Genomic DNA, 25,277 nt, shown 5'->3' with positions numbered 1-25,277 from the left:
TCGAATAACTTAATAAGTGTAAGTAGAATGAAAGCGCTTGAAAGGAGGTGAAACCTTTGAACCTTCGAACCGTTATGGCAAGTATGGCTTTTCTTATCGTGCTAACGGCTGTTCCTTTTGCAGTTTCTGCTGAGAAAGGGAATGAGACAAAAGGCGAGGGAGAAGAAATTTCCGAAGCCCATCGCCCAGAGGATGCGGGAGCTGTGGGTAATGAGAACTCACAAAATAGGACTGCGCTGAGTGACCAGGAAAAGGGTTCTACTCAAAGCGAAGAAGTGGATCAGGCACAAAAGACGAAAGAGACGACTGCTTCTACAGAGCGGAAGAAACCTGATCAAGCGAGTCAACCACCTGAGCATTCCCAATCAGAACAAGCAGATGAGCGCGGTCAGAGTTCCAAAGCTAATAAAAATATAAAGATAGAAAACCAAAATAGACAAAAGCCTGACCCTTCTGGCGGTAAACGTCCTGAGCACCCTAAATCCGACAAGGTGAAGAAGTCTCATCCTAAGGAAAATAAAACTGCTCTAAAGGAACATAAGCAAAAGCCAGCTGAAAAAGCCCAAGAGAAAGTCATACATAACAAACAAGAAGAACATTCATCAGGTGATTCATCTCCACAGGTGAAGCGTAAATCGGACCAAACGGAATCTGACCATCAGGTTAATTCAGCAAAAGATAGACCCGAGGCTGACAAAGAGAAGGATGTATTTAACCAATTCCTCAATCACTTGCCAAAGCCTAATCCTGATGAGCAGCCGATTGAACCACCCGTCCAGGATGAAGGGATCCTCTTGTCCTCTTCTCAAACGTCACAAGGGAAGACTGGAAAGGATCGTCCATCATTTGATGGGAAGACCTTCTGGATTGTCGGGGACATTGCAGGTCACTCCTCTAGCTCTGATTTACATCACAACATCCTGGTCACACGTAATGATATGATGCGTACCCAATGGATGAATGCTCCACCAGGGCTACCGCCAAAACATGCTTCTTTATTCTCATAAGAATCTAATTAAAAAATTCTACATGAAATAAAGGAGCGAATAAAAAAATGAAACTAGTAAAAGGAAACCATTCTACAGTCATTAAAACGGTCGTTACAGCAGGTGTTCTTTCCGTTGGATTATTTGCAGGGGGAAATGTAGCAGAAGCTGCGAAAGACAATTCCAACATGCCTGATAAAGTCGTTGAAGTGAAAGAAGACACACAAGAAAAAGTCATTAAACTAGACGAACCAGTAGTAAAACAAGAGGAAGAAAAGAAAGACCTTAGCAAAAAAGCACATTCGAAAGCCAGCGAGAACGCAAGTGAAAAGGCCAAAGAAAATGCGGCAGCTAACTCCGCGGTTCACGCAGCTTCAGATTCACAAGATACGAAGGTAGAAAAAACAGAAGAACCTAAAGAAGTTAAAGTAAAAGAAGAAGCACCAGAAGTAGATGAGGATGCTGAAAAAGCAGAGGAGAATGCTGAATCTGCTAAAGAGAAAGGTCTATCTAAGAAAGCACACTCTAAAGCTAGCGAGAACGCAAGCGAAACAGCTAAAGAAAACGCAGCACCAAACTCTGCTGTTCACGCAACTGAAGATAAGGTAGAAGAAACTACTGAAGCTGACACCGAAGAAGGAACAGAAGAGGAATCTACTGAAGAAGCAGACAAAGAAGAAGTACCTGAGCTTGAAGTAGTTGAAGAAGAATCTACTGAGCCTGAAGAAGATGAGGAATCAACAGATGAAGAGTCTACTGAGGTTGAAGTACGTGAAGAGGACGAAGAGTCCACTGACGTTGAAGCTGACGAAGATGAAGAAGAGGATCAAAACACTTCTTCTGAACTGAAAGCAGAAGCTAAGGCTAATGAAAAAGCAGACGAACAGGCGAAAGAACATGCAGATGAAGACTCTGCTGTAAATGTTGTTGTGACTGAAGAAGAATCCCATACAACTGAGGAAGAAGAAGAGGTTGAATTAGAGGTTAATGTAGAAGCTACAAAAGAAGACTAAGTCGTCTATTTGGAACTGAGGGATTCTCCCTCAGTTCTTTTTTATGATTAGGGTGGATTTTATTAATTTTTGCAAAATTTTCTTGAAAAAGGGGAGGGGAATCGTATATAATAAGTCTTGTCGGTTGATAGATTTAGATACAAACTTTATACCATACGGGGCATTAGCTCAGCTGGGAGAGCGCTACACTGGCAGTGTAGAGGTCAGCGGTTCGAGCCCGCTATGCTCCACTACCCAGAAACCTTTGCAAACGCAAAGGTTTTTTATTTCGAAATCATGTAGGTCTTTAGTCACTAATAATAATTTCATTTGTTGGGAAGTGTTCTCATAATATAGTATAATCTTCTTCATCCACCGTAAGTAGAATCCCTTTATAATATAGCTTTTAAAGGAGGGGTCCTTTGCTAAATCACAAGATCATACATAATTCTGACCGACAAGAGTGGATCGTCATGCTCCACGCAGTAGGCGGCAGCTACCACACGTTCTATAAACAGCAAGATGAATTTCAAAAACACTTTAATTTGCTGCTCATTGATCTACCTGGTCATGGAGGATCCACAAACATTCAAAATGATACAGAAGATGATTTATTTGTCTTTACGGCAAAGCAAGTGCTGCAAGTCATGAACCACCACGGCATTACAGAGGCACATTTTGTTGGTATTTCTTTAGGGACAATCATTTCCCACGTTATTATGAAGCTCGATGCGTCCAAAGTTCGCTCAGCTTGCTTAGGTGGGGCTGTGATTAAATTTCACCCTTATCTGATTGCCTTGGCAGACCGTGCATGGAAGGTGAAATCCTGGATTCCTTATATGATGATGTTTCGCTTTTTCGGGCACCGATTGCTTCCATACTCCAATCATCAAGAACATTTGCACTTCTTCATTACGGAAGGTAAGAAAATGGGTAGGAAGAATTTCTATCAATGGATGGATGCACTCAGGCATTTAGATGAGGTTTTCGACGACATCGATATCAAGACCATTCCTATCCCACGTTTGTATATATCAGGGGAAGAAGATGTAAGTATTCTGCCTGAATTTAGGAATGATTTAACCCGTAATCACTATATGGATTACACCATCCTGGAAAAGTGCGGTCATCTTTGTCATATGGAAAAGAGTGAGGAGTTCAATCAGATGGCGTTAGCATTCTTACTCGATCAAAAGATTGAGAGATAGTTCTTAGCCCCATAACAAAAAGCTCGTAGAAGAAACGTTGTTTCTCTACGAGCTTTTATGTACTGTCATGATTTATTTCAATGATTACCTTATCTCCGCTGAGGTTGAATCTCTTCTTCTTGCTTCTCATAGTCCCTTAACGCTGGCTGCGGGCCAAAAGGATTGAACTCTTCCTCTTTCTTATATTCAGGTTGAGGATGATGGGTTTGTTTACCTGTGGTCTTATATTTAATATGGAATTCTTCCTGATATTCAGGTTGAGTTTCCCGTACAGCAGGGGAATGCTGCATGCCGGCAATCCAGGTTTCAAATTTATATGTGCCTCGATCGATGATTTGGCACAGGTCTTCAAGAGACTGAGTCAAATCATTCATGCAATCCAACCCGTTTCTAAGGATAATTCCTCGCTCTTTGGCTTTCTCCACAGAGTGATCCAACCGGTAAGACTTCCCTTGATAATTGAATTCTACAAAGCAGCTGCTGCGATCCCAATTGAAATGGAAATTCTCAATTTTTAGACGCTTTATGACTTTCTCAAGCTTTTTCTCACAAATACTTTGTTCTTTGTGTGGCATCCAACTGAACAGAACATTCTTGAATAAACGATTCTTGAACATACCATTCACCTTCCTTCTTTTATTTGCCTAGCTTAGGATGCAGGTGCTTTACTCTAATAATTTCTACAAAAGGAATAAAATACCTGCTTAAATCTTAGATATTTTAGAAATATATAGGTCGTACGTTGCACAGATGGACATTAAAATAATACCATTGTATTCGTTTAGGAGAAAATCATAGAATTTGCTTCTAGTTTGATTGACTCACCTCCTTAAGCTAAGAGAGTACAGCAGCCAGATTATTATAGATCTATTCTAAAAAATATAGAATCCATCAATTCTCACAACCTACTCCATCACCATCTCGATCTAAATGAGGGCCATATCCGGGATCCCCAGCGTATACTGGCGCTGCCCCTGCACTCTTGGCAGCAGTGCAATTTTTATAGTAGGGAGATGAATCGCTTGTAGACGTAGAATCTGCACTTGCAGTAGTGGTTCTCAAATCATCGATCGTTGCTTTAAGCGAGTCGTTCTCCGTTGTAAGGTTTTTCAGATTTGTGTTCAGTTCTTTGAGTTCTGCTTGGAGTGAATCAATTTTATCCTCAAAGTCTTTATTTTTTTGAGCATACTTATCAGCTTCATGACTCAATGAAGATAACTCTTCTACTTTTTCTTCTAACTTCTTTTGGAGTTGGTTTTTGTTTTTGGTCAACGCTTCAAAGTCTTTGGTAAGCGCGTCGAATTCTTGTTTTAGCTGAGAGTGTTCCTGTGAGAGGTTTTCGTTCTTTAAGATCTCATCTTCAAGTTTGTCGGCGGAACTTTCTTCAATGGAGACAAAACCGATGATAGAAAACGTGATGCCGCCTACTAATAACGGGAAGAACAATGGCTTTTTGAACGGATATTTCTTTTCCATCAGCATGGCGATCAAATAGTAACCGAGGTAGATCAGGGATGAGAGAATAGCAGCAAAACCGACTAGAAAAAGTGCCATTGCCATAGTTAATCCCTCCTAGAGTGGTTCGGTAAATTCATCATACTACCATTCTTCGACAGTGCCTACATATCCGACAATAGTAGACTAATTTCTGCTTTTTTCGATGTGCTCGTTTAGCAATATTTTCTAAGGATTATTCAACCAAAATCTAACAATATTTGAGATAAAATTCGTTCATTCGACTCAATGTAAGGGATTTCGAAGATAGAAAAATATTTATGTGCTACACTTTTAAGCGTGTGTAAAAATTATTAAGTTTTTAATAGATTAAGCTAGGTGGGATGAGGGACAACATGAAACTACTGTTAACAGGTGCCACTGGTTTTGTAGGGAAACAATTGACGCTTCGGTTATTAAGTGAAGGTCATGAGGTGTTTGCGCTTGCGAGGAATGAGAGAAAAGCAGGTAATCTGCTAGACTCCGTTCCAAAAGAGCTTCAAAGCAATTTGTTCATTATAAACGGAGATATTTCCAAAAATCAAGCGGGAGTCTCCGAAGAAAAAATAAAAGAGTTAAAGAATCATATTGATACGGTTTATCATATTGCAGCGTTTCTATCCTTTGATGAAAATGATCGGGAGTTGACGTTTAAAGTGAATGTCGACGGGACGCGAAATATACTGGAGTTCTCCAAGGCGATTGAAGCAAAGAACTTTTTCCATGTGAGTACAGCCTATACGTTAGGGGACAAGCTGTATGGAAAGGAAGAATTACATTCCGTTCATAATACATTTGTGAATTCTTATGAAGAAAGCAAATGTCATGCTGAACATTTGGTCTTCGAATATACAGACCATTTTAATGTCAATATTTTTCGTCCATCGATTATTGTTGGGGATTCAAAGACAGGTAAAGCGGAATCAACCTTTGCGCTGTACGGCGTGATCCGCAGCTTTGAAATTCTAAAAAAACGGATGTCTCGTCAAAAACAGGAAAGTAATCACAACGTCCGCTTTTTATGTGAGTCAGAAGCTGCACAGAACCTCGTTCCTGTCGACTATGTGGTGGATGTGCTAACCGCTGGTTTAGAGCATGCGGAAAAAGGCACCATTTATCATATTACCAATTCTAATCCTCCGACGAACCAATTTGTCTTTGAGACCTTAAAGGAAGAGCTTGACTTTCATAAGGTCGAGCTTGTACCGATTTCGTATGCGAGTCAGCTGACGGAGCAGGAACTGAAATTCAATGAACCGATGAGAGTGTTTCATCGATACCTCGAGAAGACACTGAAGTTTGATGACAGCAACACGAGAGAGTTATTAAAGAAAAATCATATGGAGCCGCTCCATATGGATAAACCGATGCTGCAAACGATCATTAATGGGAAATGTGCGAATTGAGGAGTGTGCGGACACAACCATATGAAAAACAATGTTGAAAGGCCCTTGAGTCATAAAGTTTACCGGACGAATCATAGTCAAGAGTGGGTCGTTCTTTTTCACGGATTTGGCGGAAATCACAAAATCTTTTACAAGCAAATGGAAGAGTTTCAAGATCGTTATAATTTACTGCTTGTTGATCTTCCTGGACATGGGGGATCCCCGATTTGTGACAAAGAACCTGTATTAACCTATACAGGGAGAAAAGTGATTGAGTTGATGGATCTCCTTCATATTGGGAAAGCGCATTTCCTTGGGGTTTCCTTAGGGACATTAGTTATCCAGCATATGGCTGATGAGTATCCTGAGCGAATTCAATCCATGATTCTATCAGGAGCCGTAGGGAAGTGGCTCTGGTGGGGAGAAGCATTAGGGAGGTTAAGTCTTTCTTTTCCAATAAGAAATATGCTTCCTTATATGTTTCCTTACACGTGTTTTGCTTATATCCTTATGCCTAAGAAAAACCATAAAAAGTCTAGGAACGTCTTTATTAAGGAAGCGCTCAAACTTGGTAGACAGGCGTATTTGACCTGGCTATTTTCTGTCAGAGATGCGTACATGCTCTATGAAAGGCTGCGGAAGAAAAAGAACAATATTCCAAAGCTTTATATTTCCGGAGAAGAAGACCATATGTTTTTGGGCGGAATCCGCAAGCATGTCCGCAAAGAAGAAGCAGCAGAACTTGTTGAGATTCCTGAGTGCGGCCATGTATGTAATATTGAGAAAGCTACCGAGTTTAATGCTTTATCGTTAGATTTCATCCACAGAATGTCAACACAGCTCAAAAGAAGGCTCAGCTAAGCTGAAAGCCTTCTTTTTTTTATGAAACATGCTTTTCATCTTGAGGATACTCGTAGTTGATTCCGTCCTCCCACAAATCTTGAAAGATGTTTGTCAGCTTAACGGCTTGTTTTTCGTTGTTTATGGAAAGAAGGATTTCGTCATTCTTCTTCTCTGCATTATTCGTAAAGTTGTAGGAGCCGACCAAAGCCTTCTGCTGGTCTGCGATTAACATTTTGATATGCATCGTTCCGTCGTGTGTATTCGTTCTGATCTTTACCCCGTACTGAGCCATTTCCTTCATATGATCGTATTGCACTTGGGAGTTTTTAGTCTGCTTTCGATCTGTGAACACTCTTACTTTTACACCCCGTTTAGCAGCCTGACACAGCTCTGCCACAATGTTTTTATTAGTAAAAAGGAAAATGGCGACGTCAATCGTATGTTCAGCGCTTTGAATTGTATCCGCAATTTCCTGTTGAGGGGAGTTTTTCTTGGAAAGGAAATAGTGAATGGAATACGATTCTTTCTTTTTGCCCGCACCGAATTTGTAACCGATCAAAGAGCCAAGTAAGATCGAGCCGCCGACCGTCAATGCGATTTCCATAGGTCATCCTCCTGTCCTTACCTATTCCTATGTACGGACTAAATTGTCCTATTCAAGAGAGAGGTTTTCGAAAGGGTGGGTGGGGTAATTTACCTAGTACATGTTAGTTACTGGAAAAAGGGGTGGGAGTTTGGATAAATCTGAAGTAAAGAAGTTACGGTGGAAGCAATGGGGGGGTTTAAATGCCTTTCTTATTGTATTGTTAGCAGGATTTGAGGGATATCTTCGTTTGAACCTGCCTCCTAAGTGGCTGCTTTTAGGAGTCGTTGTAGCTGTCGTAGTCATTGTAGGCATGCAATATTATCAGTGGCGAACAGGAAAAATCATCGGTCTCAAAATCAATCGACAAGTCCAAAGATATGAGCGTGAGAAAATAGGGGAAAAGCAGTGGAACAAACAGTTGAAAATAGGCATGATTTCATTGCTGGTGTTTGCTGTTCTTTTATTGTTAATGGCTTTCTTTATTCCCCTTCCTTCCAAGTATCATCCAACTATTGGGAATTATATAGGGTCTGTGATTGGAGTGAACATTGGTTTCCTATTACGAATTAGAAAAATTGACCGGTCTAATAAGGAAGACTTGAAAAATTTCAGCAGGGATATGGCTGTAAGAGGTGTAGGAGGAGCTCTACTTGTCATGGCAGGGGGAGCGGTGATTATTGCGGGGGCCATGATCTTTTTCTAGTTTGTATAGTTACAGACCGTAATTTCAGAATGAATGAAAGATAAGCGTAGAAATCCGGGATAAGAATTACTGGCGTCCAATATGTGAAGCGTTATAATAGAAGAACTTCTTACATAAGGGAGTCTTTCTTTGTGATTCAAGCCTTCAATCGATTTTTACAGAAAATCATGCCTTATCTTACTCCCAGTGCCGTTGTGATTGGTGTTGTGTTTTCGGATTGGTTCGAATCATTTGTATTTCTAGTGCCTTGGATATTTGCTGTAATGACCTTCACTGGAAGTCTGGGTTCAAATTTTACCGATTTGAAAAAAGTGATTAGACATCCGGTCGGAATGCTTGCTTGTATTGGTGTGCTTCACTTCGTTATGCCTCTCATTGCGCTCGGTGTCGGATCCATTGTCTTTGCCGACGATACCTATTCCACCATCGGACTTGTCCTTTCGTTTGTGATTCCTACAGGGATTACGTCTTTAATCTGGGTCTCCATTTATAAAGGAAATGTCGTTCTCACTTTATCTATTATTCTTGTCGATACATTCATTTCACCGTTAGCTGTCCCTTTAATGATGAAGGTGTTTGTCGGAAATGCAGTGGAGATGAACGTGCAGGAGATTATGACGGGACTCTTATGGATGATTGTCATTCCTTCCTTGGTCGCGATGGCGGTTAATCAGTTTGCCAAAAAAGAAGTGACCCAGCGGCTTGAGGCGAATCTGGCTCCTCTTACGAAGCTCGGAATTGGGGCTGTAGTGACAATTAATAGTTCAGCAGTCGCTCCCTACTTTAAAAACATAAACGCCAAACTCGTATTGGTTGCCGTTGTGGTATGCCTAATAGCAATGACTGCTTACTTCATCGGGTTCTTAACAGGTAAATTGCTTAAACTCGATGAGGAAAGTGTTATTTCACTTACTTATAACAGCGGAATGCGGAATATCAGTGGGGGAGCGGTGATTGCTATTGCTTATTTCCCGCCGCCTGTGGCTGTGCCTATCATAGTAGGGATGTTATTTCAGCAAGTGCTGGCCTCTTTTACCGGTAAAATATTTGCCCATCGTTTTTCTAAGAGAAAAGCAGAGGCAGAAGGATAAACGTTTTGAAAGTCCTTTTAAAGAGGGCTTTTTTTATTGAACTGGTGTTCCTGTATCCGTTTTGTAAGGGTTTAAGCAGGGAAGGGAATATAAAGTGAATAACGAACAGAGGTGGATCGAAGATGTTGTTTTCAGGAACAAAGGTATCAGATCTTTCTAAAGCTTCCATCGCCATCATAGTAGCAGGCTTCATTTTAATTGGCGGTGCTTTTTACTTTTTCTTTGAATTGGCAGCAGAAGTATTAGAAGAAGAAAAACTCCGAATCGATCAAGCAGCCATTGATTTTGTTACGGCGATCACTACACCATGGCTGGATCAGACGTGGGGATGGATCACAGAAGCAGGATCGGTGATTTGGATAACAATGATATCTATTGTTTTGGTCGTGTATCTGCTGTTCTTTTCTCCCTTCAGCCGCTGGGTAGGCATTTACTTTGCGGTAAATATGATCGGAATTAGTGCGCTGACCAAGATGTTGAAGCTGATTTTTGAACGACAGCGTCCAGAAGTGTTAGCCGAATATGATGGAACTGGATTCAGTTTTCCAAGTGGACATTCTACTGGATCGATGGTGTTTTACGGCTTTATCATTTATTTAATTGTCATTAGTCCGTTGAAAAAAGGATGGAAGTGGCTGGTTAATTGCTTACTAGGTCTGTTGATTCTTGCTGTAGGTTTGAGTCGTGTGTATCTTGGTGTCCATTATTTTACGGACATCATTGCTGGCTTTTTATTCGGGCTTGCCTGGCTCGCCACTTGTATAGCAGCTCTTGAAATTACACTTTGGAACCAGCGCCGCAGAAAAATGAGTTAAGTTATAGCTCTAATAGGGTATGAATAAATAGACAGACACAATAAAGGAGCGACTAGGTTATGTTGTATATTTTAGTTATTTTTCTTCCACCACTTGCAGTATTACTTACAGGAAAGCCAATGAAAGCTCTATTAAACTTAATCCTGACCTTGATCTTTTATGTACCAGGAGCCGTACACGCAGCCGTTGTAGTAAAAGACCACTACGATAAAAAGAAAATAAGGTAAAGAAGAATTTTAGGTGCCTCTACTCAGGCACCTTTTTTAATTGGAATATAAAACCACCTCAGGTCATCCAGATTCTGGATGACCTGAGGTGGTAATTAATGTTAGTTAATGTGATGGAAATCCCTGCAATTACACGCCGCGTTTGTTGCCCCAGACGAGTGCGTGGACCTGGGGGAGGACGCGGACATGGTTTAATTTCTCTGAGTCTACCACTTGATCAATCAGCCATTCATATTGATCGAGGAGGTGACTGGCTAGATTCGAAGATTTTTCTTCTTCTAAGTCGTCATTTCCGACCTGCAGGAAGAACGGAACGTCAGGGTAGCGTTCATGGACTTCTTCCGCATAGGTTAAATCTTCGTCATTAAAGATAACGACTTTCAAACTCAAATTGGACAGTCTGCCATTTTCCTTTAGACGTGCCACAATCTCATCCAGGACGATCCAGTTCGTGTTCATTTTCGAACTGGGTGGCTTTGGAGAAATGGTCAGGTCATCAATCGACGTAAACCAATCCTGCCAACGGCTTCCTTGAGTTTCTAGTGCCACTTCAATGCCTTGCTCATGGAGTGGATCAATCAGTTCGTGCAAATGTTTCAGCAGGGCAGGGTTCCCGCCAGAGACCGTGACATGATCGAACTTGTCGCCGCCTTCATCTTTGAGGCGTGCAATGATCTCGTCAGCCGTCAGCCGCTCAATTTCATCCTTTGCGCTTCCGTCCCATGTAAATGCAGAGTCACACCAGGCGCAGCTATAGTCACAGCCAGCTGTACGTACAAACATCGTTTTCCGGCCGACGACCATGCCTTCACCCTGGATGGTTGGTCCGAAAATCTCTAAGACCGGGAACTTATTCATGAGTCATCCACTCCCGTCTAGCTTCTGCATAACTCGTAGGAGTTTCATAGAGTTTGACGAACTCTACCCGGCAATCTTGAGGATGGGTGCTTAACGCTTTTTCCATCTTTTCATAGATCCACACGACCATATTCTCAGCGGTTGTATTCATGTTTGGCAGCGTGTCATTGAGGTAGCGGTGATCCAAATGAACTTCGATTTGTTCTTTCCAAATCTCCTTGATATCGCCAAAGTCCATCACAATTCCAATGTCGTCCGTAAATCCGCTGATCCCGAAGACGACGCGATAAGTGTGTCCATGCAGGTTCTTACATTTTCCTTCATAACAGTGCAAATGGTGGGCCGCATCAAAAGTGAATTCTTTGCTGACCATTACGCGTTTCTTGTGATATTTCAGCTCGTGGCGTTTGATATCCTCATCTATTTTCTGCAGGTTCTCTACAATGGTGAATCCGTACATTATTTTGCCACCTCTTCACGTTTTTCTAGGTAAGTCTCAAGCCCGTTCAGACGCAGGTTGCATGCCGGACATTCGCCGCAACCATCGCCTCGTACTCCGTTGTAGCACGTAAGTGTTTTCTCACGGACGTAAGTGAAGGCATCCAGTTCATCAGCCATTTCCCATGTTTCAGCTTTATCGAGCCACATCAATGGCGTATGGATAACGAATTGGTCATCCATCGATAGATTCAATGTAACGTTCAGGGATTTCACAAAAACATCGCGGCAATCTGGATATCCGCTAAAGTCAGTTTCACAAACTCCCGTTACCACATGCTTCGCCCCAATTTGGTTCGCGATAATCGTCGCAAAAGATAAGAACAATAAGTTACGTCCTGGAACAAATGTGGAAGGAAGTTCTCCATTTTCCCCGGCTTTTACTTCGATATCATCGCGCGTTAACGCATTCGGGGCCAGCTGATTTAAAAGCGACATATCGATAACATGGTGTTTTACATTTAAGTCCCCGGCAATTTCTTTTGCCACTTCAATTTCTTCTTTATGGCGCTGGTTATAATCAAACGTAACGACCTCCACATGGTCGAACTTTTTTAACGCCCAGAATAAACAGGTCGTACTATCTTGTCCGCCGCTGAATACAACGACAGCTTTATTATTTTTTTCCATAAAAAAATTCTCCTTTCAATCTAGAAAAAGAGAATTCTACACACCCGAAAACCATTAAAAAAACCATACCTAAGGCAAGGTATAGTTCCATCCTTAGTTTTTTATAGAGGGTGTCGCTAGAACCTCTCCCGCATTGGTGCGGACTTGTATTCTATTATTCAACTTATTTTAACCACCCTTTAGTCTAACATGGTTCTAGTGAAAAGAAAATCCAAGGTTACAAAAAAGAGCGTGTCAAGGAGTCAATCTTAATCATTATTATTTTACTCAGTAGAAATCTGTTATATGTCATGAAGCTCCTGGTTAATCTTAATAGCCCTTGCAGCATCTCTAATGAAAATGAAGAAGATTATATTGTGAAATATTTCACAAATTAGACACCAAATTCATCACCATTTCCCGTATAATGAAAGTAACAAGAAATGTGGGGTGATCCTGTGAATGTTATGGAACTATTGACTGCTCTTATGCCGGTGTTAGCCGTTTTTATATTATTAGTTCTCTTCCGTTTGCCGGCAGTAAAGGCCATGCCGATTAGCTTGGCCATCGTAGCCGTGTTGGCTGTGACGGTATGGAAAGTACCTATGATTAGAGTTGCGGCCGCTTCTCTTGAAGGCGGAATGATCGCAATCTCTATCCTTTGGATTGTATTTGGAGCGATACTTTTATTGAATACATTGAAAAATAGTGGTGCGCTTGAAACGATTCGGAGCGGATTCTCAGGAATCACCGCAGACCGAAGGGTTCAACTGATCATCATTGCCTGGCTGTTCGGATCATTTATTGAAGGAGCAGCAGGTTTTGGGACCCCGGCTGCAATTGCGGCTCCACTTTTATTGACGCTCGGTTTTCCGCCGCTTGCCGCTGTCTCTCTCGCTTTAATTGCAGATAGCAGTGCCGTATCCTTTGGTGCTGTAGGAACGCCATTGATTGTCGGTGTCGATCAGGGGTTGCGTCAGGGAGCAGATATTGCACCCGAAGTACAACAGGTGCTTGGAACCCAGCCTATGGGGGAGTACATTCAAGGTGTAGCTCAATCTGCGGTCATGATTGATCTTTTTATCGGAAGTTTTATTCCGCTTGTACTCGTTCTTATGCTGACAAAATTGTTCGGGAAAAATCGTTCCTTTAAAGAAGGATTGGCCTTATGGAAATTCTCCCTGTTTGCCGGCGTGAGTTTCACTATTCCAGCGTTTATCGTAGCGACGTTTCTCGGACCAGAGTTTCCGTCTATCATTGGCGGACTTGTCGGCCTGGCGATTGTCGTGCCAGCTGCAATGAAAGGATTTCTGCTCCCTGAAGAACCGTGGGATTTTGGGGATAGCGAAAAAGAGGAGATGGCAAACGAAGCAAGTGCGGCTATTCAGCGGATGCCTCTATATAAAGCATGGGTGCCTTATGTAATTGTTGCCGCCCTTCTCGTATTGACACGATTGAATGTGCTCCCGATCAAAGAACTGCTGTTGTCTGTTAAAGTCCGCTGGGAAACGATTTTAGGAACCAATATTTCTACTTCCTTTGATCCGCTTTATTTGCCTGGGACGATTTTTCTTGCTGCAATTCTAATTACCATTTTTTATCACAGAATGAACAAGGAAGAAGTCATGACGACGTTCAAAACATCTGCCAAGGCCATGGCGGGAAGTGTGATCGCCCTTGGAACGGCAGTACCAATGGTTCGAATCTTCATCAACTCTGGCGTGAATGGAGCGGACTTGCTCAGTATGCCAATGGAGCTCGCCATAATGGTTTCTGAAGGTGTCGGTGGAGCCTGGCCGCTCGTTGCCCCCATTATCGGTGCACTCGGATCCTTCATTTCTGGCAGTGCCACCTTCAGCAACATGATGTTTTCACTGTTTCAATTCAGTGTCGCCGATCAAATCAGTATAAATGCTCAGCAGGTCGTCGCTCTGCAGGTGCTAGGCTCTAACGCAGGGAACATGGTGTGCATATTGAATGTTGTTGCGGCAGCCTCAGTTGTAAATATGGTTGGAAAAGAAGGAACGATCATTCGCCTGACGCTGATCCCTATGCTGTTTTACGTTACGATGGCTGGCTTACTGGGAACACTCGTCATCTATATCTTATAAAATGAATATTACATTCGATAAGGTGCAGCTGTCCTATTTGTGGAGCTGCCCTTTTCTATATGCAGAACCTCGTTAAATGTGAGTAAATCTCACAAAATAAAAATAAAAGTTTTTTAGATTTCCTTGTTGACTTCCTCTGTATATTTTGTATAATTATAAACAATTAATAATAAAAATACATTCGACGACGAAGAAAGTACGTATGAGTGAGATCCTACAGCGAGTCAGGATTTGGTGGAAGCCTGATGATGAGTTCATGCGGAAACGCACTTCAGAGAAGTTCAGTGAATCAAAGTAGCTTGAACCGGGAGCTCCCGTTATCAGTATCGAGTTGGTCTAGATTGATAGACAATGAGAGTGGCACCGCGGATATTTAATTAACAAATCCGTCTCTTACCCATTAGGTAGGAGGCGGATTTTTATCGTTTAAGGACAGGGTAATCCCGAACCACTCGAAGTCAAAGCCAACCCGGAGCTCTCGCCCAAATTTACAAGTTAAATGTTAGAGAATATATAAGGAGGCATTTTGTTATGACAAAACCAAAAGTAGTATTAGCGTATTCAGGTGGATTGGACACATCCATTTCAATTAAATGGATTCAAGAAAAGTACGGATATGACGTAATTGCCCTTGGACTTGATGTAGGGGAAGGAAAAGACTTGGAAACGATTCGTCAAAAAGCGCTGGACGTTGGAGCGATCAAAGCCATCATGGTAAACGCGAAAGAGCTTTTGGCGGAGGAATACTTGATGCCAGCCCTAAAAGCGAATGCATTGTATGAAGGGAAATACCCATTATCTTCCGCATTGTCTCGTCCTTTGATTTCAAAACTATTAGTGGAAGTGGCTGAACAGGAAGGGGCCGTTGCCGTTGCACATGGATGTACTGGAAAAGGAAACGATCAGGTACGTTTTGAAGTTTCCATCCAGGCGCTGAACCCGGACCTTGAAGTCATCGCACCTGTACGTGAGTGGGGTATGACACGTGATGAGCAAATCGTTTATGCAGAAGAAAAAGGAATTCCGGTTCCTGTCAATCTTGAAAATCCTTTCTCCATCGATGCGAACATCTGGGGACGTGCTTGTGAAGCTGGTGTATTAGAAGATCCTTGGAAGGAAGCGCCAGAAGCTGCGTACGCCTGGACGAATCCAATTGAAAAAACACCGGATACACCTGAAGTGATAGATATCGATTTTGTAGAAGGAAAGCCTGTAGCTCTGAACGGCGAACCGATGGATCTTGTTCCATTAATTGAAAAACTGAATGAGCTTGGTGGGTTGCATGGTGTCGGTCGTATCGACCATACCGAAAATCGTCTCGTTGGAATCAAATCAAGAGAGGTATATGAAAACCCAGCAGCTATGATCCTGATCAATGCGCACAAAGAGCTGGAGTTCTTGACGCTGACGCGTGAAGTATCCCAGTACAAAGTGAACGTTGACCAGCAGCTGTCTAAAATTATCTATGATGGCCTATGGTATTCTCCATTGCAGCCGGCATTGTCAGCATTCGTTGAATCCACACAAAAAGTTGTGACAGGAACGGTAAAAGTCAAATTGTTCAAAGGTCACCACAACGTGATCGCGAAGAAATCTCCAGTCAGCCTTTACAACGAAGAGTTATCCACTTATTCCAAAGAGGATGCATTCGACCACAACGCTGCTGTTGGATTTATCAAGCTTTGGGGGCTTCCGACGAAAGTTCATGCCGATGTGCATAAAGGAGAGAAGCTATTAGAAAAAGCGCCGGTGAGTGCTCATGAGTAAGTTATGGGGCGGACGTTTTACGAAACCAACAAATAAGCTGGTCGAAGAGTACACCTCTTCGATCGGTTTTGATCAAAAGCTGGCTCTCCAGGATATTAAGGGGAGCCTCGCTCATGTCGAGATGCTCGGCCATTGCGACATTATCACGGATGAAGAAAAGAATCAGATCATCAAAGGTCTGCACACGATCCAGGGGAAGATTGAAAATGAAGAAGTGGAATACTCTGTTGCTGATGAAGATATCCATATGAACATTGAAAAACTATTGATTGAAGAAATCGGTCCTGTCGGCGGGAAACTTCATACAGGCAGAAGTCGGAATGACCAGGTTGCAACAGATATGCACTTATATATGCGTGAAAAAACAGAAGAATTGATCCAGTTAGTTGGAGCCGTGCAAGAAGCACTTGTGTCTCAAGCAGAAGGAAATGTAGAGACGATTCTGCCAGGCTATACGCATTTACAGCGTGCGCAGCCAATATCGTTCGGGCATCACTTGCTTGCGTATTTCTGGATGTTTGAACGCGACAAAGAACGTCTTCAAGACAGCTTGAAGCGTATCAACTGGTCTCCCCTTGGCGCCGCTGCTCTCGCAGGGACACCTTATGATATCGATCGTCAAATGACCGCTGATATTTTAGGTTTTGAAAAGGTATATCCGAACTCATTGGATGCCGTGAGCGACCGTGATTTTATTCTCGAATTCTTATCCATTTCTTCTATATTAATTACGCACATCTCCCGACTGTCTGAAGAGCTGATTCTTTGGAGCAGTCAGGAATTTAACTTTATTGAACTTGATGATGAATTCTGTACAGGTTCAAGCATCATGCCGCAGAAGAAAAATCCAGATGTTCCTGAACTGCTGCGCGGAAAAACCGGCAGAATCTACGGCAATCTGATGGGGCTCTTAACCTTATTGAAAGGCTTGCCGCTCGCGTATAACAAAGATATGCAGGAAGATAAAGAAGGCATGTTCGATACGGTAGATACACTAGAAGGAGCTCTTTCCCTACTCGCCCCGATGCTTGCTTCCATGGAAGTGAAGAAAAGCGAGATGAAAACAGCTGTGAAAGAAGATTATTCGAACGCAACAGACATCGCGGATTATTTAGCTGTAAAAGGAATGCCTTTTCGACGGGCTCATGAGGTGATTGGAAAAATCGTGCTCTATGCCATTGAGGAAGGAAAGTACCTGCTGGATTTATCTATCGGAGAATACCAGCAATTTTCGGAGCTGTTTGAAGAGGATATCTATGAAAAGCTCGCCCCAGAACAAGTCGTTGCTGCAAGAAACAGTGAAGGCGGGACTGGATTCAAACAAGTAGCTAACCAACTGGAGTTGGCAAAAAGTCACCTTTATGAATAGTAGAAAAGGACTGAATCATACCAACGATTCAGTCCTTTTTTTCATATTATTGGTCGATCGAAACGTTTGAGATTTTGTGAAAAGGCTAATATAAAAGTACGACAAAAACTGAGAAGGTTGGGATATCATGTCAAAACACGTAGAAGCCTTTTTCCAAAATGAAAACGATGCAGAAAGTGCCAAAGCCGAGCTTCAGAAGTTAACCATTGAAAATGAGATGGTTGAAGCAATCCCGGTGGATAAGGATCTATCTATGGTAATTCCTTTAAGCGGGTCCTCGGGAACAGCAGGAGCTGCGACTAACTTCGCAGGGGCTCTGGAGACCGATCATGATCCTTTAAATGATCAAAAGCATTTGACGCATATTCTCCATTTTCAAATCCAGGAAGAACAATACGATCGTGCTGTTAAGATCATCGAACAACATAAAGGACATATGGAAAGCGTCAAATAAAAGAACAGATGTCTCACACTGAGGCATCTGTTTTTTTGCTTTAAGATTTATTCAGTTAACGAAAAGTTTATATAGGTTCGTATGAAAAGAAAAATGGTTCCGTTTTTAGAGTAAGCGATAGGGAGAGAAAGTGAGAAAAATTCTATCCGTCAACATGTATCAACAGGTTGAGGTTTTTCTTTCATTATAAGAGATTATACTGGAGAATCCAGCTTAAACATCAGCACTAAGGTTCCTTTACATATAAAGACTGGCTAGGAAAATACCTAGCGTTTCCTGATAAATTTCATCAAATTGAGAGAGAGGGAGTGGATTGACCCCTTGGCCGAGTTCGACCGTGAATCCAGGCCTGCGATAAACTTTGACAAACCAATCTTTATAACCAGCATAACTATCCACATACCGGATTGGCTCATAGCCACTCACCCGCTGGAATTCCTGCACAATTGTAAACGCCCGGGGAGGTTCCAGTCCTTCATAGCCCCAGTATATGACTTCGCCTTGCGTATGAAAGGCAAGCATTTTTTCGAACTGTCTTTTTCCCGCTAACTCAGCCATTGCCACTGCTTCTGGTTCTGTCAAAGGTTGATAACCTGGAAAGTCTCTAGGAGCAGGTTCCTTCGGTTTCCTCGCCGCTTCCACATCCCATTTGGCTGGATACTGGTTGTTTAAATCAACACCGCGGATATTCGCTTTCCAGCCTGAAAAGTCTGTACTTCCATTATTAATTCGTAATGCTTCTTCTCCAAAACGCCCTTCAGGCGGCCCGTTCAAAGAGAGATCTACTCCGTCGGGGTCAACCATAGGTACAATGGAAACGGTGACTTGATCATAATAGGGACGGATATCCAAGCCGCGAATCGTTTCTTTATTTGTCAAAGCGAGTAAGTAATCATTCAAAAATTGCATGATGACAGCGGTTGTTATCCATTCATTGCCATGGAACGCGCCATTCCAGTGCACAATTTTATTTCCGCGTCCGATTTGAAGCTCCGTCAGATCTTTTCCCATCACACTCTTTCCAATTGTTTCGGTACGGACAAAGGGATAAATATCCGTAAGGTCGTTGAGGTCTCGAAGTAAAAGCTGATAATCATACGGTTGATTCCCGTCTACCACTCGATAAGTGACACGAACAGGAATGCGAATGGTCTGTCCGATCTGCAGCTGTCTCGGATTTATACCTGGATTCAAGAGAGCTAATGCATCAACGGCCAATCTTCGCTGGCTGGCAATTTTCCAGAATGTATCTCCTCGTTGAATAGTATAGGTAGTGGTTTGATAACCGGGAATTTTAATAGTTTGGCCAATCATTAGACCAGAAGGATCCACTTGTTGGTTAGAATCTAAAATAAGTTGGAGCGATACGTTGAAGAGGTTGGAATAATACCAGAGTGTATCTCCACTTCTTACTTGTATATTCAATGGATGATAGCCTCCTCCTAGGTGATCTCTTACATATATATGGGGAATGGAACGCTGTCATGAGAAAACAAGGGAAGGAATTTATTGGATATGACTTTAGATTCATTCTTATTATTTTCAGGATTAATCTAATTTTCATGTGGTACCAGTACCTATGAGAGTATTTCAATATCGACAAGGAGGATGAAACATGGAACAGACTGAAACAAAGCAAGAGCAATACACAATGCCAAGAATTGGCGATGATGCTCCATCATTTGAGGCAGCGACCAGTCAAGGAAATATTAAACTGAAGGACTATAAAGGCAAGTGGCTTGTGCTGTTCTCCCATCCATCTGACTTTACGCCCGTATGCACGACTGAATTTGTCGGGTTTCAGGAAATCTATCCAGAATTGAAAGAATTGAACACAGAGTTGCTTGGGTTGAGTGTGGATAGTGTGCCATCCCATATCGCGTGGATCCGAAGCATTGAAGAAAACTTCAATACGAACATTGAATTTCCAGTCATTGCTGATCTCGATAAACAAGTGGCGATGAAGTATGGAATGATCATGCCAGGTGAGAGCCAGGTGGAGACAAGCCGTGCTGTTTTTGTCATCGATGATAAACAAAAAATCCGTTCGATCATCTATTATCCATTGACCACAGGCCGAAATATGCAAGAAATCCTTCGCCTTGTCAAAGCTCTGCAGACGACAGATAAACACGGAGTTTCAACTCCTGCAAACTGGACCGAAGGAGACAAAGCGGTTGTATCACCACCGAAGTCGCAAGAAGAAGCGGCTGCCCGTGCCGAAGAAGAAGGCATTGAATACATCGACTGGTACATTTCTAAAAAAGATGTGTAATAGAAGGAAGACTGTCTGAATTCCGGGCAGTCTCTTTTTATTGTATAGGGAGTTTTTATGCATCCGCTATTTTAGAAACGGACTTAGTTATTTAAGAATTCTTTCGCCCTATTTGAATACTTCCGTACATAAGTGCACACAATCCTGTATAATTGCAGAGGCATAATCTAATTAGGAAGAAGGGAATTATATGAATCCTTCATTTGAAGAATTGGGAGTATCTTCTGTTCTTATAGAAAAATTGAAGCATCAAGGAATCGCCGCGCCGACACCTGTTCAGGAGCAAGCCATTCCTCTAGTGAAAAAAGGACATGACGTCATTGCTCAGGCACAGACAGGAACAGGCAAGACGTTCGCTTTCGTCGTACCGATATTAGAAAAAGTCGATCCAGCCAAAGATTTTGTGCAAGGCTTGATCGTTACGCCAACGAGAGAACTTGCCCTGCAGATTACCCGTGAAGTAGAAAAGCTGAAGCCTGAAGGTGTCCAAGTTTTAGCGGTCTATGGTGGTCAAGATGTCGCAAAACAGGCGCACCGATTAAACGGGAAGGCGCATATTGTAATTGCCACGCCCGGTCGGCTCTTAGATCACATGAGAAGAGAGACCGTCTCTTTAGATGCGGCCCAGCAAGTTGTTTTAGATGAAGCAGATCAAATGCTGGAAGCAGGCTTTCTGCCAGATGTCCAGGAGATCTTAAAACAGACACCTGAAGACAGACAAACCTTGCTATTCTCTGCCACTATTACCCAGCAAGTCCAGTCTCTTGCGAAAAAATTCCTGCGTGAACCAAAACGAGTAACAGTGAAATCAGAACAGGTTACCTTAACGGGAATTAAGCAGCTGGTCTATGAAACAACTGACAGAGCGAAGCAAGATACGTTGCTAAAGATTATGAGCGAGCACCGTCCGTTTCTTGCCGTGATCTTCTGCCGGACGAAACGAAGAGCAAAGAAACTGAACGAAGCGCTCGTTAGCCGAGGCTTTGAATCAGATGAACTTCACGGAGATCTTTCTCAAGCAAAACGGGAGAAAGTCATGCAGCGCTTTCGAGAAGCGAAGATCCAGTATCTTGTGGCAACGGATGTCGCAGCCAGAGGTCTTGACGTAGAAGGAGTCACCCACGTTTTTAACTATGACATTCCACAAGACCCAGAGAGCTATATCCATAGAATAGGCAGAACGGGACGAGCAGGAGGAAAAGGATTAGCAATTACGTTTGCCGCTCCAAAAGATAAACAAGCCCTTCGTGATATTGAAAAATTAATAAAGCAGAAACTTGAGCGTCGTTCACTAGAGACCCTGTCTCCAGGTAAAAGGGGAGAAGAACCTGTTGAACAGAAACGTCCAAGACGTCGCAGGAAATAGAAAAGGCAAAGGGGATCCCCTTTGCCTTTTCGCTGATAAATCCAGTCTTTCGCTGATAAATCCAGTCTTTCGCTGATAAATCCAGTCTTTCGCTGATAAATCCAGTCTTTCGCTGATAAATCCAGTCTTTCGCTGATAAATCCAGTCTTTCGCTGATAAATCCAGTCTTTCGCTGATAAATCCAGTCTTTCGCTGATAAATCCAGTCTTTCGCTGATAAATCCAGTCTTTCGCTGATAAATCCCTGCCCATAGGCATTCAAAGTCACTTTTCCAAAAATAGGTCATAATCTATACCATTGAGGTTTGTTATGAAATATGATACATTATACATGTAATTCCTAGTTAGTTGATAGGAATTATAAATATTAAGGGGTTGAACCAAATGGGTGTAGAGTTTGTTGACCTTTTTGATAAATGGGCGAGTTCCTATGACGACACGGTTTCAGGAAACGATCCAGAGTACCGTGAAGTTTTTGAAGGATATGAAGAGATGCTTGAAAAACTGGCGGAATTATCGTTATCTCCTGTCATGGAGTTCGGAGTAGGAACAGCGAATCTGACGAGGAAAATTATCAATCAGAATAAAGTCGTTTTCGGCATTGAACCTTCTAAGGAGATGCGCCGAATTGCCAATGTCAAATGTCCAGAAGCAGCGATTTATGACGGGGATTTCATTAACTACCCGCAGCTGCTGACACCGATCAGGTCAATTATTAGCTCGTTTGCTTTTCATCATTTAAACACGGATGAGAAAAAGCAGGCGATCAAGAAATACCAACAACAATTAGATCCAGATGGACAGGTGATTTTCATAGATACCTTGTTCAAGGATGAAGCTCATAAACAGCAGTTGATTAAAGATGCCGAAAAAGCTGGATTTTTAAATTTAGCGCAAGATTTGCAGGAAGAATACTATGCGTATCTCGAAGAACTAAGAGAGATGTTTTTAGAGCATGGATTTGAGGTATCTTTTAAACAACTGAACAAATACGCCTGGCTGATCCAGGCAAAAAAAGGAGAATGATGGCATGACACAAATGAACGTTGAAAGCTTTAACTTAGACCATACGAAAGTAAAGGCGCCATACGTACGTCTTGCAGGTGTAACCGAGGGAGACAAAGGAGACAAAATTTATAAATATGATCTTCGTATTAAACAGCCGAACAAAGAGCATATGGCAATGCCTGCTCTTCACTCTCTTGAGCACCTAATGGCCGAAAACAGCCGTAACCATCACGACCGTATCGTGGATATCGGCCCTATGGGCTGCCAGACTGGCTTCTATATTGCAGTCTTAAATGATGACAGCTATGACAACATTCTTGAAGTCCTCGAAAAAACGCTGAACGATGTCCTTGAGGCGGATGAAGTTCCAGCATGCAATGAATTACAATGTGGTTTTGCGGCGAGTCACAGCTTAGAAGGAGCACAAGAGCTTGCACGTGAACTATTGAATAAACGTGATGAATGGACGGAAGTCTTCTAATAAAATCGGAGGGTGAGAATGCGATGAGTTATGTAAAAGATGTTCAATCTTTGATCGGTCATACACCAATGATCGAACTCACTCATTCAGAAATCCCGAATCAAGCCAGAATCTTTGCCAAGCTTGAATTCATGAACCCAGGCGGTAGCATCAAAGACCGGCTGGGTTTAAAACTGATTGAGGATGCATTAATTAGAAAAAAATTGCAGCCCGGTGGAACGCTGATAGAGCCGACGGCTGGGAATACGGGGATTGGCATCGCTTTAGCTGCCATCGGACGTGGCTTTAAAGTGATTTTCGTTACGCCTGAAAAATTCAGTCAGGAAAAGCAGAAGCTGATGCGAGCTCTTGGAGCGACGGTCATTAACACGCCAACTGAAAAAGGGATGAAAGGCGCAATTAAAAAAGCGGAAGAACTTTGTAAAGAGATTCCGGGTTCTTTCAGTCCCCAGCAATTCAACAATCAAGCGAATCCTGATGCTTATTATGAAACACTCGGTCCGGAGATTTACGATGATCTTAACGGGGAAATTGACATCTTTATTGCTGGAGCGGGAACGGGTGGTACGTTTATGGGAACGTCCCGCTATTTGAAGGAGCAAAATAAGGCTATTAAGACTGTGATTGTTGAGCCTGAAGGATCGATATTAAGTGGCGGCAAGCCAGGCCCCCACAGGACAGAAGGCATCGGAATGGAATTTTTACCGTTTTATATGGATCCATCTTATTTTGATGCGGTTCATACCGTTTCTGACGATATCGCTTTTCAACGAGTAAAAGAATTGGCTTTGAATGAAGGGTTGCTAGTCGCAAGCTCATCGGGCGCTGCGTTTGAAGCGGCTTTAAAGGAAGCAGAGCATGCGAAGCCCGGAGCGAGGATTGTTACAATTTTTCCAGACAGCAGTGAAAGATATCTGAGTCAAGGTATATATGAGGAGTGAATGCTATGAGAAAGAAAACACAACTGATCCATGGTGGAATAACCGGAGATGAAAAGACGGGTGCCGTATCGGTGCCGATCTATCAAGTAAGTACGTACGCCCAGGATGGTGTAGGAAAGCACCGTGGGTATGAATATTCCCGAACGGGTAACCCGACTCGTTTTGCATTAGAAGAGCTGATTAAGGATTTAGAAGGCGGACACCGCGGCTTTGCCTTCGGCTCCGGCATGGCGGCAATTACAGCAGTACTCATGACATTCAATCATGGGGATCATGTGATTTTTACCGATGATGTTTATGGTGGAACTTATCGTATGGTAACGAAGGTTATCAATCGCTTTGGCCTTGAAGCAAGTTTTGTTGATACAAGTGATGTGAAAAACATTGAAGAAGCAATTACGGATCGTACAAAAGCGATTTATGTAGAGACGCCGACAAATCCACTGCTTAAAATTACCGACTTGGAAAAAGTATCGCAGCTTGCTAAATCAAAGGATCTTACGTTCATCGTTGATAACACGTTCAGCACTCCGTATTGGCAGAATCCAATTGAGTTTGGAGCAGACATTGTGCTGCATAGTGCGACTAAGTATTTAGGCGGTCACAGTGATGTTGTAGCTGGACTTGTTGTTGTAAACTCTGAGCAGTTGGCGGAAGATGTTCACTTTGTTTTAAATTCTACCGGAGGAGTACTAGGCCCTCAGGATTCCTGGCTATTGATGCGCGGCATCAAAACTTTAGGCATCCGAATGGAAGAAATCGAAGAAAACACACGTCAATTTGTTGAGTTTCTTGAAGAACTGCCTGAAGTGACGAACATTTACTATCCAGGTTTGGAGTCCCATAAAGGAAGCGATGTTCATCAAAATCAGGCGCGTGGAAACGGCGGCATGATTTCTTTTGATGTAGGAAGCGGTGAAAAAGCGGATCAGGTTTTGCGTAACGTACGCTATTTCACCTTGGCTGAGAGCCTTGGTGCGGTTGAAAGCCTTATTTCTGTTCCAGCGATGATGACTCATGCTTCCATTCCAAAAGAACGCAGGGGTGAACTTGGCATCACAGACGGACTTGTGCGAGTTTCCATCGGTCTTGAAGACATTGAAGATTTGAAGGAAGATTTCTTGCAAGCATTAAGAAAATAATTGAATGAGGAACCTTCTCCTTATGAGAGCGTTCCTTTTTGTATAGTGTCTTTTTCATGAGCCAAACTA

Annotated in this window: 26 protein-coding genes, 1 tRNA gene, 1 riboswitch and 1 other annotated feature; of the genes, 20 read left to right on the top strand and 7 right to left on the bottom strand. The window is 42.5% G+C overall.

Annotation, left to right across the window (positions count from 1 at the left end; genetic code table 11):
• Window positions 1-56: 56 nt before the first annotated feature.
• The 4 genes from HM131_RS16355 to HM131_RS16340 all read left to right on the top strand — a co-directional run bounded on the left by HM131_RS16355 (window position 57) and on the right by HM131_RS16340 (window position 3,186).
• Complete coding sequence (locus HM131_RS16355; RefSeq protein WP_085030770.1) at window positions 57-1,007, top strand: hypothetical protein; 951 nt, start codon at window positions 57-59, stop codon at window positions 1,005-1,007.
• 47 nt (window positions 1,008-1,054) lie between these two features.
• A complete protein-coding gene (locus HM131_RS16350; RefSeq protein ID WP_085030769.1) occupies window positions 1,055-1,999 on the top strand; it encodes a hypothetical protein in 945 nt (314 codons plus the stop codon).
• 157 nt (window positions 2,000-2,156) lie between these two features.
• Window positions 2,157-2,229, top strand: a tRNA-Ala gene (locus HM131_RS16345).
• Between the two features lie 171 nt (window positions 2,230-2,400).
• Window positions 2,401-3,186, top strand: a complete 786-nt coding sequence (locus HM131_RS16340; RefSeq protein WP_085030768.1) for an alpha/beta fold hydrolase — start codon at window positions 2,401-2,403, stop codon at window positions 3,184-3,186.
• Window positions 3,187-3,275: 89 nt separating this feature from the next.
• Here HM131_RS16340 and HM131_RS16335 read toward each other — a convergent pair whose 3' ends face one another.
• Window positions 3,276-3,803 (bottom strand): hypothetical protein, encoded by a 528-nt coding sequence (locus HM131_RS16335; protein ID WP_085030767.1) that lies wholly within the window; start codon window positions 3,801-3,803, stop codon window positions 3,276-3,278.
• Between the two features lie 274 nt (window positions 3,804-4,077).
• On the bottom strand, window positions 4,078-4,746 hold the full coding sequence (locus tag HM131_RS16330; RefSeq protein WP_085030766.1) for an excalibur calcium-binding domain-containing protein: 669 nt from the start codon (window positions 4,744-4,746) through the stop codon (window positions 4,078-4,080).
• Between the two features lie 290 nt (window positions 4,747-5,036).
• On the opposite strand from HM131_RS16330, the gene HM131_RS16325 reads away from it, so the two are divergent.
• Window positions 5,037-6,086 carry an SDR family oxidoreductase gene (locus tag HM131_RS16325; protein ID WP_085030765.1) on the top strand — a complete coding sequence of 350 codons (1,050 nt, stop codon included), beginning with the start codon at window positions 5,037-5,039 and terminating at the stop codon, window positions 6,084-6,086.
• A 45-nt stretch (window positions 6,087-6,131) separates the two neighbouring features.
• The gene (locus HM131_RS16320) at window positions 6,132-6,926 is read left to right on the top strand and encodes an alpha/beta fold hydrolase (protein WP_198162652.1); all 795 of its coding nucleotides are present in this window, start codon (window positions 6,132-6,134) and stop codon (window positions 6,924-6,926) included.
• A 19-nt stretch (window positions 6,927-6,945) separates the two neighbouring features.
• Here HM131_RS16320 and HM131_RS16315 read toward each other — a convergent pair whose 3' ends face one another.
• Window positions 6,946-7,512 carry a phospholipase D-like domain-containing protein gene (locus HM131_RS16315; protein ID WP_085030763.1) on the bottom strand — a complete coding sequence of 189 codons (567 nt, stop codon included), beginning with the start codon at window positions 7,510-7,512 and terminating at the stop codon, window positions 6,946-6,948.
• 130 nt (window positions 7,513-7,642) lie between these two features.
• Here HM131_RS16315 and HM131_RS16310 point away from each other — a divergent pair, with 130 nt between their 5' ends.
• The 4 genes from HM131_RS16310 (at window position 7,643) to HM131_RS16295 (ending at window position 10,330) form a co-directional block, all read left to right on the top strand.
• Window positions 7,643-8,197: a hypothetical protein gene (locus HM131_RS16310; RefSeq protein WP_085030762.1), complete on the top strand. Its 555-nt coding sequence runs from the start codon at window positions 7,643-7,645 to the stop codon at window positions 8,195-8,197.
• 131 nt (window positions 8,198-8,328) lie between these two features.
• Window positions 8,329-9,288 carry a bile acid:sodium symporter family protein gene (locus HM131_RS16305; protein WP_085030761.1) on the top strand — a complete coding sequence of 320 codons (960 nt, stop codon included), beginning with the start codon at window positions 8,329-8,331 and terminating at the stop codon, window positions 9,286-9,288.
• A gap of 122 nt (window positions 9,289-9,410) precedes the next feature.
• Window positions 9,411-10,103, top strand: coding sequence for a phosphatase PAP2 family protein (locus HM131_RS16300; protein WP_085030760.1), 693 nt, complete (start codon window positions 9,411-9,413; stop codon window positions 10,101-10,103).
• Between the two features lie 59 nt (window positions 10,104-10,162).
• Complete coding sequence (locus HM131_RS16295; RefSeq protein WP_085030759.1) at window positions 10,163-10,330, top strand: YqaE/Pmp3 family membrane protein; 168 nt, start codon at window positions 10,163-10,165, stop codon at window positions 10,328-10,330.
• Window positions 10,331-10,459: 129 nt separating this feature from the next.
• Here HM131_RS16295 and queE read toward each other — a convergent pair whose 3' ends face one another.
• From queE to queC, 3 genes are read right to left on the bottom strand one after another with little or no spacing between them, the layout of a single operon-like run.
• Complete coding sequence (gene queE, locus HM131_RS16290; RefSeq protein ID WP_085030758.1) at window positions 10,460-11,188, bottom strand: 7-carboxy-7-deazaguanine synthase QueE; 729 nt, start codon at window positions 11,186-11,188, stop codon at window positions 10,460-10,462.
• Window positions 11,181-11,648: a 6-carboxytetrahydropterin synthase QueD gene (queD, locus tag HM131_RS16285; protein WP_085030757.1), complete on the bottom strand. Its 468-nt coding sequence runs from the start codon at window positions 11,646-11,648 to the stop codon at window positions 11,181-11,183. Before queD ends, queE begins: the two co-directional genes overlap by 8 nt.
• Complete coding sequence (gene queC / locus HM131_RS16280; RefSeq protein WP_085030756.1) at window positions 11,648-12,316, bottom strand: 7-cyano-7-deazaguanine synthase QueC; 669 nt, start codon at window positions 12,314-12,316, stop codon at window positions 11,648-11,650. Before queC ends, queD begins: the two co-directional genes overlap by 1 nt.
• Before the next feature lie 87 nt (window positions 12,317-12,403).
• Window positions 12,404-12,448: riboswitch (PreQ1 riboswitch) on the bottom strand.
• A 314-nt stretch (window positions 12,449-12,762) separates the two neighbouring features.
• Here queC and HM131_RS16275 point away from each other — a divergent pair.
• From HM131_RS16275 to HM131_RS16260, 4 genes are all read left to right on the top strand, one after another.
• Window positions 12,763-14,406, top strand: a complete 1,644-nt coding sequence (locus HM131_RS16275) for an L-lactate permease (RefSeq protein WP_085032065.1) — start codon at window positions 12,763-12,765, stop codon at window positions 14,404-14,406.
• A gap of 175 nt (window positions 14,407-14,581) precedes the next feature.
• Window positions 14,582-14,803, top strand: a binding site (T-box leader).
• 134 nt (window positions 14,804-14,937) lie between these two features.
• Complete coding sequence (locus HM131_RS16270) at window positions 14,938-16,173, top strand: argininosuccinate synthase (RefSeq protein ID WP_085030755.1); 1,236 nt, start codon at window positions 14,938-14,940, stop codon at window positions 16,171-16,173.
• Window positions 16,166-17,542, top strand: a complete 1,377-nt coding sequence (argH, locus tag HM131_RS16265; protein ID WP_085030754.1) for an argininosuccinate lyase — start codon at window positions 16,166-16,168, stop codon at window positions 17,540-17,542. The genes HM131_RS16270 and argH overlap by 8 nt, the downstream gene beginning before the upstream one ends.
• A gap of 127 nt (window positions 17,543-17,669) precedes the next feature.
• On the top strand, window positions 17,670-17,996 hold the full coding sequence (locus HM131_RS16260) for a hypothetical protein (protein ID WP_085030753.1): 327 nt from the start codon (window positions 17,670-17,672) through the stop codon (window positions 17,994-17,996).
• Window positions 17,997-18,233: 237 nt separating this feature from the next.
• On the opposite strand, the gene HM131_RS16255 is transcribed toward HM131_RS16260, so the two are convergent.
• Window positions 18,234-19,421 (bottom strand): M14 family metallopeptidase, encoded by a 1,188-nt coding sequence (locus tag HM131_RS16255; RefSeq protein ID WP_085030752.1) that lies wholly within the window; start codon window positions 19,419-19,421, stop codon window positions 18,234-18,236.
• A 190-nt stretch (window positions 19,422-19,611) separates the two neighbouring features.
• Here HM131_RS16255 and HM131_RS16250 point away from each other — a divergent pair, with 190 nt between their 5' ends.
• From HM131_RS16250 to HM131_RS16225, 6 genes are all read left to right on the top strand, one after another.
• On the top strand, window positions 19,612-20,271 hold the full coding sequence (locus HM131_RS16250) for a peroxiredoxin (protein WP_085030751.1): 660 nt from the start codon (window positions 19,612-19,614) through the stop codon (window positions 20,269-20,271).
• Between the two features lie 190 nt (window positions 20,272-20,461).
• Window positions 20,462-21,637 carry a DEAD/DEAH box helicase gene (locus HM131_RS16245; RefSeq protein ID WP_085030750.1) on the top strand — a complete coding sequence of 392 codons (1,176 nt, stop codon included), beginning with the start codon at window positions 20,462-20,464 and terminating at the stop codon, window positions 21,635-21,637.
• A gap of 383 nt (window positions 21,638-22,020) precedes the next feature.
• The gene (locus HM131_RS16240) at window positions 22,021-22,662 is read left to right on the top strand and encodes a methyltransferase domain-containing protein (RefSeq protein ID WP_085030749.1); all 642 of its coding nucleotides are present in this window, start codon (window positions 22,021-22,023) and stop codon (window positions 22,660-22,662) included.
• 4 nt (window positions 22,663-22,666) lie between these two features.
• On the top strand, window positions 22,667-23,125 hold the full coding sequence (locus HM131_RS16235) for an S-ribosylhomocysteine lyase (RefSeq protein WP_085030748.1): 459 nt from the start codon (window positions 22,667-22,669) through the stop codon (window positions 23,123-23,125).
• A 23-nt stretch (window positions 23,126-23,148) separates the two neighbouring features.
• Window positions 23,149-24,066 carry a PLP-dependent cysteine synthase family protein gene (locus HM131_RS16230; RefSeq protein ID WP_085030747.1) on the top strand — a complete coding sequence of 306 codons (918 nt, stop codon included), beginning with the start codon at window positions 23,149-23,151 and terminating at the stop codon, window positions 24,064-24,066.
• Window positions 24,067-24,071: 5 nt separating this feature from the next.
• Window positions 24,072-25,208, top strand: coding sequence for a bifunctional cystathionine gamma-lyase/homocysteine desulfhydrase (locus HM131_RS16225; RefSeq protein ID WP_085030746.1), 1,137 nt, complete (start codon window positions 24,072-24,074; stop codon window positions 25,206-25,208).
• Window positions 25,209-25,277 lie beyond the last annotated feature (69 nt).

This window comes from Halobacillus mangrovi, assembly GCF_002097535.1.
Lineage (GTDB): Bacteria > Bacillota > Bacilli > Bacillales > Halobacillaceae > Halobacillus > Halobacillus mangrovi_A.
This window is presented reverse-complemented; position numbering and strand designations above follow the sequence as displayed.